The sequence below is a fragment of the Neorhizobium sp. R1-B genome, from assembly GCF_004368875.1.
GTDB lineage: Bacteria > Pseudomonadota > Alphaproteobacteria > Rhizobiales > Rhizobiaceae > Neorhizobium > Neorhizobium huautlense.
In genome coordinates this window covers 79,155-92,175 of sequence record NZ_SOEM01000012.1, presented here as the reverse complement: position 1 = coordinate 92,175, position 13,021 = coordinate 79,155, and the positions used below count along the sequence as shown (strand labels likewise).

The following is a 13,021-nucleotide window of genomic DNA, read 5'->3' as shown; positions in this document are numbered from 1 at the left end:
AGTCAAACAACATGACATCACCCCGCAAGGATAGGCAGCTCAGACTTCCATTGGCTGTGAAGCTTCGAGGCGGATGAGCGCTTCTGCGAGTTCGCCGGCGCCAGTTGCCACGAAAGCGGCACCCGCTTGCCTGAGGACCAGCGCGCGGTCTGGACGCGGGTCGGCCGGGTCGACAAAACCGATCGCCGTCATGCCAGCCGCCCTCGCCCCCATTATGCCATGGGCGCTGTCATCGATCACCACGCAATGCGCGGGATCGACCCCGACGGTTTCAGCACAGAGATGGAAGAGATCCGGCGCTGGTTTCGGTCGCGCTACCATATCGGCGCTAAAGACGGACGGGGCGAAGGCGTGCCAGAGATCCAACAGGCCGAGACTCTTCGACAGCCGCTCCGTCGAACTGTTCGAGGCAACGCATTTTCGGTGCGGCAACGACCGCACCAGCTTTTCCATGCCGGGCATCGGTTCCAGCGAGCGGGCGAATTCCGGATAGATATCGAGATGCCAGGCGTCGAAGACCGGATCCAGATCGCCGATGCCGAGCTCTTCCGTGCAGATGCGGCGGATAGCGGTGGCGGAATTGCCGGTGAACCGGACCAGAACCTCTTCGGCGGTTATCGCCGCGCCGGCATCCTGGAGAGCCTTGGCAAGCGTACGGCTGGCGATCGGCTCGCTGTTGATCAGCACGCCGTCACAATCGAAAATCAGAAGATCTATCTGCATAAAAGTCCAATTCCAATGAGGCGTCAAAGCCGATTGACGCCGGCAGTACCGTCAGTGACGGCGAAGCGCTGGAAAACGGCAGCAGGTGAATTTTGCTGCTTGCGGTCGGCAATGCCGATGAAATCCACCTCCGCAGACCGCTCGCTGAGATGCATGATCGCATAACCATGCTTGCCGGATGTAAACTTGAGATGCGGGTTCTCGGCGAGAGCTGTCGCCAGGCTTGCATCTGACGGAGCATCCGAGGTGATCGAGCCGCAGACGAATTCGCTGGCGATCGGACGCGCCTTTTCATCCGCGAAGTCCCGCTTTATATCGGCGGCATAGAAGGCATGCAGATCGCCGCCGATGACGATCGGGTTCGAGGCCGCCGAGGACTGTACGGCGCTCAGCAATCGGCCCCGCGCGGCGCGATAACCGTCCCAGCCGTCAAGATTATAACCGGTCTCCGGCCCGACCTTTGTGTCGCGTTCCGAAAGCAGCGTCTGCTGAGCGATGATATTCCATTTCGCCTGCGACATGCCAAGCCTTTCCGCCAGCCATTGTTCCTGGGCCGGCCCCAGCATGGTCCGCTTCGCCCGATCGTTGCCGGCGGCGCCCCGGAGCTGCGGCGAGCGGTATTGCCGCGTGTCGAGCAGGCTCACGCCGAGCAGATTACCAAAGCGGTAGTGGTCATAAATGCGCAGCGCCTCGAAGCCGGCAGCCAGAGCCGGCGGGACCGGCATGTGTTCGAACCAGGCCTGATAAGCAGCACGGCGGCGGTCGAGGAATTCCGCCGGGTTCGGAGCATCCGGCGCGCGATCGCTCGCATAATTATTGCTGACCTCGTGATCGTCCCAGATGGCAAGCCAAGGGAAAGCGGCGTGCGCTGCCTGCAATTGCGGGTCCGACTTGTATAGCGCGTAGCGATCACGGAATTCGTAGAGAAGTGAAGGTACGCCGGTTCCATGCTGGCGGACAAGCTCGTTACCGTAGCTGCGTTCGTAGATGTAGTCGCCGAGGTGCACGACGAGATCAAGGTCGCTCCTGACCATCTCACCGTAGGCGCTGTAGAAACCCTGCTCGTATTGCTGGCAGGAAGCGAAAGCGAAACGGAAAGCGTCTCCGCCTTCCGGCGCAGTTCGGGTGCGCCCGACCGGACTTGTCGCATTGCCGGAGCGGAAGCGGTAGAAATACCAGCGGCCGGGCTCAAGGCCCTTTACTTCCACATGCACCGAATGCGCGAATTCCGGTATGGCACGGAAAAGACCGGACTGGAGCGTTTTTGAGAACGCCTCGTCCTCGGCGACCATCCACTCGATGTCCATAGGTTCCACCACCCGCTTCGGAGCAGGGGCAAAAGGATCGGCGGAAATGATCGCAGACGCATCTTCCAGGATCAGTCGCGTCCAGATGACGACGCTGTTCGCCCGCGGCGAGCCGGAGGCGACGCCCAGAGAAAACGGATCGGCCTTAAAACTTGCCGCACGCGCACGCCCGAGCGGCCGCCAGATGGCCGCGGCCGCAAGTCCGCATGCCAGGAGGCTTCGCCGATCAATGCGCGGCATCGAACAGTCCTTCTCGCACCCTGACGGCCAGGTCCGGTCGATCGGTGGTGATCTGGCGGATCGGCTGCCTCAGCCAAAACGACAGATCATCCGGCTCGTTCGGCACCCAGACGCCCAACTTTTCGGCCGGTATCAAGGCTGACAGCAGGTCCCATTCCTCGGAGAGCAGCGCCTTCTCGACGGCAAGCACGTCGGACACCTGCAGCATGAACTCGACCGACCGTCTCAGGCCTCGAACCTCGACGGACTTATGATTGAGCGAAGAAAGCCGGCGGATATGCGGTGCCACCTCACCGACTTTCTTCAGGACATCACCGTTGAAGCTCGTCAGGAACGCACGGTCTGCTAGGTCGAAGCGGTCCAGCTCCGCAGTCACCTTGGCTTCAAGACCGTCGTAAGGCTTGCCGCCGGAATCCGCCTTCAGTTCGACGTGCAGTTCGAGGCCGGTGGGCGCGTAGGTTTCCAGCACCTCCTCAAGGGTCGGTATGCATTCATCGGTACCTTTGAGGATGACCGAGCGATATTCGCCGGCGGCAAGATCAGCCACACGGCCGGACCGCTCCGTCGTGCGGTCGAGCGTCGCGTCATGGATGACCAGAAGTTCGCCGGCAGCGCTGAGATGCACATCGAACTCCACGGATTCGACCTCAAGCCCGATGAGATTGCGGAAGCCCGAGAGACTGTTCTCTGCCCAGAGATTGCGGGCGCCGCGATGGCCGACGATGATCGGAGTGGTCATTGGAAATACCTCATTTGCTGGAATCCACCAGGCCCCTGGTGAACCACCGCTGCATCAGGAGAATGACGAGCGCAGGGGGCGCCATGACGAAGAAGGAGGCCGCCATTGCCAAGTGCCAGGCGGGCTGGGCATCAGCCACCGGGATCAGGTCCTTCAGTCCGATCATCGCAGTGTACATCTCCTTTTCGGTGGTGAAGAGCAGGGGCCACAAATACTGGTTCCAGCCATAGAGAAAGAGGATGATCGACAGCGCCGCGATATTGGAGCTGGACAGCGGCAGCAGCACGTCGCGGAAGAACTTCAACGGACCTGCGCCATCGAGCTTGGCCGCCTCGCAAAGCTCGTCCGGCACGGTCAGGAAGAACTGGCGAAACAAAAAGGTCGCGGAGGCCGACGCGATCAGGGGTAGTATGAGGCCGCCATAGCTGTTGATCATGTTCCACTGCAGGGCGGCATCGAGTTGATAGCCGGTGGTACTTGCGAGGAACCCGGTCAAGCCGATCGCTCCGAAGAAGGACCGAAGCGGCCCTCCGGCATCCGCCACAGCCTCATAGGTCGGGATGATACGCACTTCGACCGGCAGCATCAGCGAGATGAAGATCAGCCAGAAAGCCGTCATACGGAAGGGAAAGCGGAAATAGGTGACCGCAAAACCGGCAATGACCGAAACAGCAAGCTTGCCAACGACGATGCCAACCGTGACGATAATCGAATTGAGGTAGAGTCGCCCGAAATCGCCCTCCATCCACGCAGTAACCGTGTTTTCGACGAAATGATCGCCCGGTACCAGCGGGAACGGGACCTGCTGCACCTCACCGACTGTGAGCGAGCCGGCAACAAAGGCGAAGTAGAGCGGCAGGCAGACGGCCGCGGCGCCGATCAGCAGCACCACATGGCAGAACAGGGAAAGCCAGATATGCCGTTCGACCATGGTCACACCTGATAGTTGACTTTGCGCTCGACGGCGCGGAACTGCAAGACCGTGAAGAGGACGGCGATCGCCATCAGCACCACAGATTGGGCGGCGGAAGAGCCGAGATCGAGCTGGCGGAATCCGTCCTGGTAGACCTTGTAGACGAGCGTGTTGGTGCTGCCGGCCGGGCCGCCATGGGTGATGACGTCGATGATACCGAAGGTCTCGAAGAGGCCGTAAACGAAATTCATCACGATCAGGAAGAAGATCGTCGGTGCGGCCATCGGCAGCGTGATTGTCAGGAAACGCCGAACAGGCCCTGCGCCGTCAATCGCGCCGGCCTCGATAACGGAGGCGGGCACCGCGAGAAAGGCCGCGACGAGGAAGATGTAGTCGTAACAGACATGCTTCCAAATTGCCGCCACCGAAACCAGAAGAAGCGCGTCGGACGGGCGGCGGTTCGGATCCCAGGCATATCCGAGCTCGTCCAACATCTGCGCCAGCGGCCCGACGGTCGGGTTGAAGAGAAACGCCCAGAGCACCCCGGAAATCGCCGGTGCGATGGCATAGGGGAAGAGGATGACGCCTTTGTAGATCGCCCGGCCGCGCATCACCTGATCGGTGGCAAAGGCGAAAAGGCAGGCGACAAAGAGCGTCACGAAACATTGGACCGTGGTGAACCACAAGGTCAGCACCGCGCTGTCGCGGTATTCCGGGCTCGAAAACAGCGTGGTGAAATTATCAAGGCCGACGAAGATCATCGTCGCCCCGAAGGGATCCACCTGCACGAAAGCGAGTGACAACGCCTTCCAGGTGGGGATGAAGAAGAAAAAGAGCAGGATGAGAAGCTGCGGGGCCAGAAGGCCCGCTGCCAACCACGGGCGCCGGAAATGCGAGGCCTTCAACCCGGTTTCCGACGAACTGAGCAGCGAGCCCAGCTTGAGCCGCAGCGGGAAACGAAGGCGCGTCGCCGCGCCCTCGCTCAACCTCATGGCACTACTTGCCGGCATGGAGCTTCTCGTACTGGCGCAGGATTTCGTTGCCGCGCTTGACGGAGCTGTCGAGCGCTTCCTGCGGTGCCTTCTTGCCGGTCCATACGGCCTGCATTTCCTCAAGCAAGATCGCGGTCGACTGATTGTGGTTGCCGAAGCGGAAGCCACGGGAATTGTCGGTCGGTTCGCCGCGGGAGAGCTGCTCGATAGCAACCTCACGGGTCGGATGATCCTTGAAATAACCTTCCAGCTTCATCTTCGCATAGGCGGCGTTGGTGACCGGCACATAACCGGTCGCCTTGCTCCACCATTCCTGCACGTCGGGTTGAGCGACATAGTTGAAGAAAGCGGCAACGCCTGCCTGAACCTCTTCCGGCTTGCCCTTGATCGCCCAAAGCGCGGCGCCGCCGATCGTGCTGTTCTTCGGCTGGACGCCTTCCTCATGCGGCATGACCGCGGCGCTCCACTTGAACTTGGCATCTGCCTCGACGGCCGAATGGCTGGCCGTGGAATTGATGATCGATGCGCAGGTGCCCGAGGTATAGAGGCTGATCGGCGCCACGCCTTGACCGGCGATCTTCAGCACGCCGTCATCGATCCACTTCTTCAGCCGCGCGACCTGCCCGACGACGGAAGTCCTGTTGTAGACGAATTCGGTGTCGAGGCCGCCGTAGCCATTGGCCTTGGTTCCGAACGGCTGATCGTTGATGGCCGAATAATTCTCGATCAGGCTCCACTGGAAGTCGCCCGGCAATGCCATGGGGCAGTCGGTGACCTTCTTTTCCTTCAGCGCATAGAGCTGCTTTTCAAGCCCCTGCCAAGTATCGGCGGGCGCGTCGAAGCCAGCAGCCTTGAAGGCATCGGCATTGTACCAGAGGATCGGCGTCGAGGAATTGAAAGGCAGCGCCGCCGGCTTGCCGTTGACGATGTAAAAACCTGCCACCGGCTTTACGAAATCGCTCCAGTCGATCTTATAGCCCTGCTTGGCCATCAATTCGTCCGCCGGGATAATGGCGCCGGATTTCAGCATGGTCATGAAACCGCGCTCCGCCGACTGAAGGATAGCCGGCTGCTGATTGACGCGGTAGGCGGCAACCATGGCCGCCATCGTCTCCTCGTAGTTGCCCTTGAACGTGCCGACGACCTCATACTTGTCCTGCGACTTGTTGAAGTCGGAGATCAGTTGCTGCACCGTTTCGCCAAGCTTGCCGGAGATGGCATACCACCATTCGATCTTCACGCGTTCCGCCGCGGAAGCACCGGCCGCGCCCATCAGCAACGCACCGGCGGCAAGCAGGCTGGCAACCGATTTCATATATGTCGAAGCCATGTCTCGGATCCTTCTATCGGGTCTTTTTTCATGACCCGTCTTGTTTCGGTTCTGGCCATCTCCATCCGTCTGGGTTAGCCATGACATGCAGGGTTATGTTACATATGTTACATCGTTGTGACGTTTGTGCAAGCGGGTGGTGGGATATGGAACATCGTGAGTTGATGGTGCGGGCTGCATGGCTCTACCACGTAGAGGGGCTTACCCAGCAGCAGATCGCCGAGCGGATGAACATCACCCGGCGGCGGGTAAACGAAATCCTGTCGGAAGCCTTGGAAACCGGCGTTGTACGGATCAGTTTCGATTCCGCGCTCTCCGAAAGCGTCGAACTGGAGGTGAAGCTGCGCAAGCGTTTTGCGCTCAGGGACGCGGTCGTGGTTCCGACCCCGAATGAGACGGCTCTCCTGCATTCGGTGCTCGGACGGGGCGCCGCGGGCTTCCTCGGCCGACTGATCCAGACGCAGAAGCCGGCGTCCATCGGCATCGGCTGGGGCTCGACGCTCCGCGAGACGATCCAGCACATGCCGTCGCTCAACGAGCCGCAGATCAAGGTGCGCTCGATGATGGGCGGTCTTACCCACGGCTCCGAAATCAACACATTCGAGATCGTTCGCGGCTTCGCCCAGGCGATCAGCGCCCAATGCCGCTATTTCGCCGCGCCGATTTATGCGGAAAGCCCCGAATCCCGCGAGGCCATCATATCTCAGACGGTCTTTCAGAGGACTTTCAGGCAGATCTGCGACGTGGACGTGGCCTATTTGAGCGTCGGCGACGTATCGCAGCAATCGCTGCAGGTGCGCTATGGCCTGCCCGAAGGGATGAGCGAGGAAATTCTCCAGAAGGCCGGCGCGGTGGGCGATCTGATGGGCCGGTATCTCAACGCCTCGGGGCAGGAAATCGACCACCTGCTGAATCGGCAGGTGCTCTCACCGGAACTGGATGACTTCCGTCGCATCGGCTGCCGCATTGTCGCTTCCGGCGGCGCACATAAGCACAAGATTCTTCACGCGGTAGCGCAAAGCGGCCTTGCCAACATACTGATCACCGATGCCGACAGCGCCCGGGCGATCCTTGCCTAGATATTGCGCCGACATCGTCAATGCGCTGATCAGGCTTTCTGTACCCCGTAGACATCGTCGCTCGCAGCAAAGGAATGCGCAAGCTCGGTGAGGATGTCGTTGACCGCGAGCGCGGGCTCAGACAGCGGGAACTGGTCTGAAACGCAGAGCGATATCTTCACGTTCATCGACGGCTTAACGATCCTGAGTACGGCGACCTGTTCGTCGGAGTCGCGCACCGCATTCGCCGCAGACCACGGTAGAATCGTCGAGCCTATGCCGGCACTAATAGCGCGAGCCATCGTGGAGAGAGATTCGATTTCGGCAATCAGTTTAGGCGCGAGGCCCACCCGTCTAAACGTCGTATCGACGACCTTGCGGACCGTATGTATCGCGGTCGGAAGCATGAGGTCGAGCTCTGCGAGCTGCTCCACCGTGATTTCGTCCTTGCCGTCTATACGCTCGACATGGCTAGAGGGGGCCACTGCGAACAGGTTCTCGTTAAGCAACGGCTCGAAGGTCACACCGCGGATCGGGCCCGCATCGTAGATGAAGGCGACGTCGAGCTTTCCCGTCATGATCATCTCGCTGATGACGCCACCGAAATTCTCGTTGATGTGCAGGAGGATGTTCGGATAGCGGGCACGAACGGTCTGCAACAGGGGCAACGCCAGCACCGACGCCGTGCTGAAGGGTGCGAGGCCGACGGACACGCGTCCGGCGACCACATTACCCGAGGCGCTGATATCCGCCTGGGCCTGGTCTATCTGGCGTAGGATCATCTGGGCGTGACGGTAAAGCGCGCGCCCGGCCTCCGTCGGCACGACGCCCTGTTTCGAGCGGATCAGCAGCTTCTTCCCGAACTGGCTTTCCAGCGAGATGATCTGCTGACTCAGTGCCGGCTGCGCAATATGCAGGATGGCGGAAGCCCGCGTCAGGCTGCCGATATCGACGATCTTTACGAATGCCTGTAGCCGGCGTGTATCCAACGGGCAGCTTCCTCCAAAACCTGCTTGCAGTGTAGCAATCAACGCTGTCGCCGCCTATGCCAAGCTTCTGTTTTGGCGGAACTATAACAAATGCCGATCACCCCATATGCAAGTGATCTTTTGCAGCGTCGGGAGACAGGGTTAGCGTGATCGTCAGCAACAGATGCGAAGGACGAACCACGGATGGCATTCTCGGATTATAACACCGCACTGGTAACCGGCGCGTCGACCGGTATGGGCGCCGTTATCGTGGAGCGCCTGCGGCGCGAGGGGCTGGAAGTCCATGCGCTGGCGCGCAATGCGCAGCGGCTGAATGCGCTGGCGGCGAAGTGCGGCTGCATCCCGCACGTGGTCGATGTTTCGGACACCAAGGCTCTGACATCGGCGGTCGGGGGCCTGAAGATTGACATCCTCGTCAACAATGCAGGTGTTTCGCGCACCGGCAACATCTTGACGGCAGATGAGTTCGCGATCGATGAACAGATCGAGGTCAACATCCAGGCGGTGCTGCACCTCGTGCGCCTGCTGATGCCGGGCATGGTCGAACGTGACCTCGGGCATATCGTCAACATCAGTTCGATCGCCGCGGTCTACAATTTTGGCGGCAACACCATCTATCACGCGACCAAGGCGGCCGTGCACCAATTGTCGCGGCAGCTTCGAGTCGATGCCTACGGCAAGCGCGTCAGGGTCACCGAGATCTGCCCCGGCCGGGTGGAAACGGAAATTTTCGGGCGTCTGCTCGGCGACATGGAGGAGGCGCAGCGTCAGTTCTACGACGGCTACGAATCCCTCAAGCCGGAAGACATTTCCGATGCCATCGCCTTTGCGATCGATGCTCCGCGGCATGTGAACATCGGCCATATCGAGATCCTGCCGACCTTCCAGGTCCCAGGTGGTCTAAACTTTGAAAGGCGGTCCGGCGACTGAACACCAGCCGGGAGGCAAACGACTTACAAAAAGGGGAAAGGAACATAAAAATGTCCGTCAGCAAACGTCAGTTCATTCGCTCGGTCGCAGCCGCGGCCCTGCTCCTATCGTCGGCCCTTCCATCCATGGCGGAGATGCAGATCAATCTCTCCGATGTGCTGCCGGAAGGCAATTTCATGGTGAAGAACGCGATCCGCTTCGCCGATGTTGTCAAGGAAGCCACCAAGGGTGAGATCGTCATTTCGGTGAAGCCGGGCGGTTCGCTCGGCTTCAAAGGGCCGGACCAGCTCACGGCCGTGCGGGATGGGCTCGTCGAGATGGCGGACATCAACATCTCCCAGCAGGTCGGCGTCAATCCGCTGTTCGGCGCTGAGGGAATTCCTTTTCTCGTCAGCTCAATGGAGGAGTTGAAGAAATACCACGCGATCATTCGCCCGGTTTTCGAGAAGATCGCCGAACAGAACAACCAGAAGATCCTCTACATGGTGCCGTCGCCGGCTCAGTACGTCTATCTGAAGGTCGCGGTCGACAATATCGAGGGGTTCAAGGGCATTCCGGTCCGCGGCGCCGACAAGAACACGGTCGATATCGTCAATGCACTCGGCATGGCCGGCGTGGCGATGCCCTGGGGTGAACTCATCCCGGCCCTGGCGTCCGGCCGCGTTGCGGGCGTCGCCACCTCCGCCACCTCGGGAGTCGACGGCAAGTTCTGGGAGTTCCTGGACTACATCTACCCGACGAACCACACCTGGGGTTCGAACATGGTGACGATCAACCTCGACATTTGGAACAAGATTCCGGACGACCAGCAGGCGGCGATCGAGAAGGCTGCCCGTGATCTGGAGCCGGAATTCTGGGGCATCTCCCGCCAGGGCGACCTTGACAGCATCAAGATCATGTCCGACCAGGGCATGAAGCTCGCCGATATTTCCCCGGAGATGCGCGCAACCATGGTCGAACGGGCCGAGGCTCTGCAGAAGGCATTCATCGAGCGAGTTCCGGATGCGGCTCCTCTCGTCGAGCAGTACAAGGCCTCGGTCAAGGCGAACTGAGATGGCACAGACGCCAGCTCCCGCAAGCGGGACGGGGCGCGAAAATGGACTGGTGGTCGCGCTTCAACGCGCGGCCGATCACCTCTCCGTTGCCGGCGCCCTGCTCGCGGCCGCATGCATCGTCGCCTTGACCTTCCTTGTCTTGGCTGAGATTGCAGTTGCCTTGCTGTCGAAGATCATTCCCACCATGCCAAATAGCATTCACGTGGGTTGGGAATACAGCGCCTATCTGATGGGCGCCTCCTTCCTACTGGGTGCCGGCATGACCCTTCGGGCCGGCCTGCAGATCAGGGTCGAGATGCTGATGCGTGCAGGCCATGGCCGATATGCCCGAGTGCTGGAAGGCATTTCCAGTGCGCTGGGCTCCGCCGTTTCAGCCTTCATGGCCTATACGCTGGTAGAATTCACGCTCAGGACCTACCGCTTCGGCGAGGTGTCGCAGGACAGCCTGACACCGCTTTGGATACCGCAGGCGGTTCTGGCGCTGGGCGCCATCATTCTTGCCGCGCAAATGGTCGCGCGGACGCTGACATGCCTGGCCGGCCATGCCGTCGACCGTCCGGATCTCGGTGCTGCCACCGCCATCGAAGGATAGGCCCCATGCCGCAGCCTTTCCAGGCGCGGCCAGATGGAGAATTTTGACATGACTGCTGTTATGGGAAGCCTGTTCGGATTTCTGTTCGGATTCCTGGCCATCGGCGGATGGATCGGTATCGCGCTCCTGGCGACGGCGCTCGGCCTCGGCTTTCTCTTCATGACGGCGCCGATGGGTCGGCTGTTGCCGCAATATGCATTCAACATCTTGACGACGCCAGATCTCGTCGCGCTCCCGCTCTTCGTCCTGATGGGCGAGTTCCTGTTCCGTACAAAGCTCTCCAAGGCATTGTTTGCCGGGCTCGCGCCCTGGGCCGGACTGCTGCCGGGCCGGCTCCTGCATGTGAATATCATCGGATGCTCGATTTTCGCCGCCATTTCAGGTTCGTCTGCGGCGACCACGCAGGTGGTCGGCCGCATGACGCTGACCGAATTGCTGCGTCGCGGCTACTCGCCGGATATCGCCATCGGCAGTCTGGCCGGGGCCGGCACGCTCGGATTTCTCATTCCACCCTCGACGGTTATGATCATTTACGGCGTGCTGGCGGAAGAATCTGTCCTGCGGCTGTTCACGGCGGGGTTCATTCCCGGTATCCTGCTGGCGGGGACGTTCGGTGCCTGGATCATGATCCACACGACCCTTCGCAAGGACATGGTGCCGGAAAGCGAGCGAGCCCTGCGTCATATGCCGCTTTCACAGCGAATCGGCGCGTTGAAGGAGCTGTGGCCGGCCCTGTTCCTGATCCTGTGTGTGCTAGGGTCAATGTATGGCGGGTTAGCCACGCCGACGGAGGCGGCGGCCCTCGGCGTGCTCGGTGCCTTCGCTCTCTCCTGGGCACAGGATGCGCTGTCTGCAAAAGTCCTGCGCGATATCGCGCTCGGCGCGGTGCAGACCTGTTCCGTGATGGGCATGATCATTCTCGGTGCGACGGTGCTCGGCAATGTCAGCGCCACGCTGGGCATCCCCGATGTGGTCGCGGCGACCGTCTCGGCCTGGGAATTGTCGCCCATCACCCTGATCATCGCGCTCATGGTGCTTTACCTGATCCTCGGCACGGCGCTCGAAGGCTTCTCGATGATCGCCACGACCCTGCCGGTCGTCCTGCCGATTGTCGAGCAGGCCGGTTTCGATAAGGTCTGGTTCGGCATCTTCATTGTGTTGGTGGTCGAGATGGCACAGATCACGCCTCCGGTGGCCTTCAATTTCGCGGTGATCCAGAACATAACCGGACGCGGAACGGGCTACATCGCCCGCGTGACCATGCCCTATCTGCTGATCATGATGGGTTTCGTGGTGTTCCTGGCGCTATTTCCCGAAGTTGTAACCTTCCTCCCGGACCTGATCCTGAATTAAAGTTGTCCACGCATTCGGCAAGCGAAAGGGGCAAGTCCATGACCCGCCCCTTATTCATTCCACAAGGTGGAAACGGTGAAGGTTCACTCGTCTGTGGTCAGGCCCTTGGCGGCGAGCACCCCGGCGAGATTGCTCACCTCGATCACGGTATTGCCGGCCTTGTAGGCGGCGATGTAGCCAGCTTCCGCTTCTTCGCGCTGCTGCGACTTGACTGCGACGGCGGCGGCATCTTCGCGACGGATGACGACGACGCCATCGGCATCGCCGCGCACCACATCGCCCGGACGAATCAACTCGTCACCGACGACGATATCGGCATTGATCTGGCCAAGCGTCTCCTTGACGGTTCCCTTGACGCAGACGCTGAGCGAAAACACCGGCAGGCCGAGCTTGATTAGGTCGGCAGTGTCGCGGACGCCCGTGTCGGTCACAACCGCCTCGATGCCTTTTGCCAGGCAGGCATTGGCAAGCACGTCGCCGAAGGACCCGGCCTCCTCATATTCCCCGGCCGACACCACGATCACGTCGCCGGCCTTGGCGTAGTGGATAGCGACCTGGAGCATGATGTTGTCACGTGGCGCGCATTTCACCGTGAAGGCGGTGCCACAGAAGGACATCGCGCGGTCGATAGGCTTTATGCGGGAGCTCAGTGCGCCGAGACGTCCCTGTGCCTCGTGGATGGTGGCGACGCTGTGCTGCGACAGGGCGGCGACGCTTTCCGGCGACGCGCGTTCGATTTTTGTCCGGACGTGGACCATGGCTTTCCTCCTTGTGAAAAGGGACCGGTCATCCGGTCCCCA

The 13,021-nt window shown here is 60.7% G+C and carries 13 protein-coding genes; 5 read left to right on the top strand and 8 right to left on the bottom strand.

Annotation, left to right across the window (positions count from 1 at the left end):
* Positions 1-39: 39 nt before the first annotated feature.
* The 6 genes from EDE05_RS17150 to EDE05_RS17125 are packed head-to-tail and all read right to left on the bottom strand — an operon-like array spanning position 40 to position 6,229.
* A complete protein-coding gene (locus tag EDE05_RS17150; RefSeq protein ID WP_134102007.1) occupies positions 40-723 on the bottom strand; it encodes an HAD-IA family hydrolase in 684 nt (227 codons plus the stop codon).
* A gap of 23 nt (positions 724-746) precedes the next feature.
* On the bottom strand, positions 747-2,270 hold the full coding sequence (locus EDE05_RS17145) for an alkaline phosphatase D family protein (protein ID WP_134102005.1): 1,524 nt from the start codon (positions 2,268-2,270) through the stop codon (positions 747-749).
* Positions 2,257-3,009, bottom strand: coding sequence for a glycerophosphodiester phosphodiesterase family protein (locus EDE05_RS17140; RefSeq protein ID WP_134102002.1), 753 nt, complete (start codon positions 3,007-3,009; stop codon positions 2,257-2,259). The genes EDE05_RS17145 and EDE05_RS17140 overlap by 14 nt, the downstream gene beginning before the upstream one ends.
* A 10-nt stretch (positions 3,010-3,019) precedes the next feature.
* Positions 3,020-3,940 carry an ABC transporter permease subunit gene (locus tag EDE05_RS17135; protein WP_105374711.1) on the bottom strand — a complete coding sequence of 307 codons (921 nt, stop codon included), beginning with the start codon at positions 3,938-3,940 and terminating at the stop codon, positions 3,020-3,022.
* A 2-nt stretch (positions 3,941-3,942) separates the two neighbouring features.
* Complete coding sequence (locus tag EDE05_RS17130) at positions 3,943-4,932, bottom strand: ABC transporter permease subunit (RefSeq protein ID WP_134102000.1); 990 nt, start codon at positions 4,930-4,932, stop codon at positions 3,943-3,945.
* Positions 4,919-6,229, bottom strand: a complete 1,311-nt coding sequence (locus EDE05_RS17125) for an extracellular solute-binding protein (protein ID WP_245423016.1) — start codon at positions 6,227-6,229, stop codon at positions 4,919-4,921. Before EDE05_RS17125 ends, EDE05_RS17130 begins: the two co-directional genes overlap by 14 nt.
* A gap of 161 nt (positions 6,230-6,390) precedes the next feature.
* Here EDE05_RS17125 and EDE05_RS17120 point away from each other — a divergent pair, with 161 nt between their 5' ends.
* The gene (locus EDE05_RS17120; RefSeq protein ID WP_105374709.1) at positions 6,391-7,323 is read left to right on the top strand and encodes a sugar-binding transcriptional regulator; all 933 of its coding nucleotides are present in this window, start codon (positions 6,391-6,393) and stop codon (positions 7,321-7,323) included.
* Between the two features lie 29 nt (positions 7,324-7,352).
* Here the strand turns inward: EDE05_RS17120 and nac are convergent, their stop codons facing one another.
* On the bottom strand, positions 7,353-8,291 hold the full coding sequence (gene nac, locus EDE05_RS17115) for a nitrogen assimilation transcriptional regulator NAC (RefSeq protein ID WP_105374708.1): 939 nt from the start codon (positions 8,289-8,291) through the stop codon (positions 7,353-7,355).
* Between the two features lie 183 nt (positions 8,292-8,474).
* On the opposite strand from nac, the gene EDE05_RS17110 reads away from it, so the two are divergent.
* The 4 genes from EDE05_RS17110 to EDE05_RS17095 are packed head-to-tail and all read left to right on the top strand — an operon-like array spanning position 8,475 to position 12,221.
* The gene (locus EDE05_RS17110; RefSeq protein WP_105374707.1) at positions 8,475-9,221 is read left to right on the top strand and encodes an SDR family oxidoreductase; all 747 of its coding nucleotides are present in this window, start codon (positions 8,475-8,477) and stop codon (positions 9,219-9,221) included.
* Positions 9,222-9,271: 50 nt separating this feature from the next.
* Positions 9,272-10,273 (top strand): TRAP transporter substrate-binding protein, encoded by a 1,002-nt coding sequence (locus EDE05_RS17105; RefSeq protein ID WP_105374706.1) that lies wholly within the window; start codon positions 9,272-9,274, stop codon positions 10,271-10,273.
* Between the two features lies 1 nt (position 10,274).
* Positions 10,275-10,868 carry a TRAP transporter small permease gene (locus EDE05_RS17100; RefSeq protein ID WP_105374705.1) on the top strand — a complete coding sequence of 198 codons (594 nt, stop codon included), beginning with the start codon at positions 10,275-10,277 and terminating at the stop codon, positions 10,866-10,868.
* Positions 10,869-10,916: 48 nt separating this feature from the next.
* Positions 10,917-12,221 (top strand): TRAP transporter large permease subunit, encoded by a 1,305-nt coding sequence (locus EDE05_RS17095; RefSeq protein WP_105374704.1) that lies wholly within the window; start codon positions 10,917-10,919, stop codon positions 12,219-12,221.
* A gap of 83 nt (positions 12,222-12,304) precedes the next feature.
* On the opposite strand, the gene EDE05_RS17090 is transcribed toward EDE05_RS17095, so the two are convergent.
* Entirely contained in the window at positions 12,305-12,979 is a 675-nt protein-coding gene (locus EDE05_RS17090) for a 4-carboxy-4-hydroxy-2-oxoadipate aldolase/oxaloacetate decarboxylase (RefSeq protein WP_134101997.1), read from the bottom strand.
* Positions 12,980-13,021: the final 42 nt, after the last annotated feature.

Coding starts and splice junctions, on each gene's coding strand:
- EDE05_RS17110 (WP_105374707.1), top strand. CDS start 8,475: ATGGCATTCTCGGATTATAACACCGCACTGGTAACCGGCGCGTCGACC.
- EDE05_RS17095 (WP_105374704.1), top strand. CDS start 10,917: ATGACTGCTGTTATGGGAAGCCTGTTCGGATTTCTGTTCGGATTCCTG.
- EDE05_RS17150 (WP_134102007.1), bottom strand. CDS start 723: ATGCAGATAGATCTTCTGATTTTCGATTGTGACGGCGTGCTGATCAAC.
- EDE05_RS17105 (WP_105374706.1), top strand. CDS start 9,272: ATGTCCGTCAGCAAACGTCAGTTCATTCGCTCGGTCGCAGCCGCGGCC.
- EDE05_RS17140 (WP_134102002.1), bottom strand. CDS start 3,009: ATGACCACTCCGATCATCGTCGGCCATCGCGGCGCCCGCAATCTCTGG.
- EDE05_RS17120 (WP_105374709.1), top strand. CDS start 6,391: ATGGAACATCGTGAGTTGATGGTGCGGGCTGCATGGCTCTACCACGTA.
- EDE05_RS17145 (WP_134102005.1), bottom strand. CDS start 2,270: ATGCCGCGCATTGATCGGCGAAGCCTCCTGGCATGCGGACTTGCGGCC.
- EDE05_RS17125 (WP_245423016.1), bottom strand. CDS start 6,229: ATGAAATCGGTTGCCAGCCTGCTTGCCGCCGGTGCGTTGCTGATGGGC.
- EDE05_RS17130 (WP_134102000.1), bottom strand. CDS start 4,932: ATGCCGGCAAGTAGTGCCATGAGGTTGAGCGAGGGCGCGGCGACGCGC.
- EDE05_RS17090 (WP_134101997.1), bottom strand. CDS start 12,979: ATGGTCCACGTCCGGACAAAAATCGAACGCGCGTCGCCGGAAAGCGTC.
- EDE05_RS17135 (WP_105374711.1), bottom strand. CDS start 3,940: ATGGTCGAACGGCATATCTGGCTTTCCCTGTTCTGCCATGTGGTGCTG.
- EDE05_RS17100 (WP_105374705.1), top strand. CDS start 10,275: ATGGCACAGACGCCAGCTCCCGCAAGCGGGACGGGGCGCGAAAATGGA.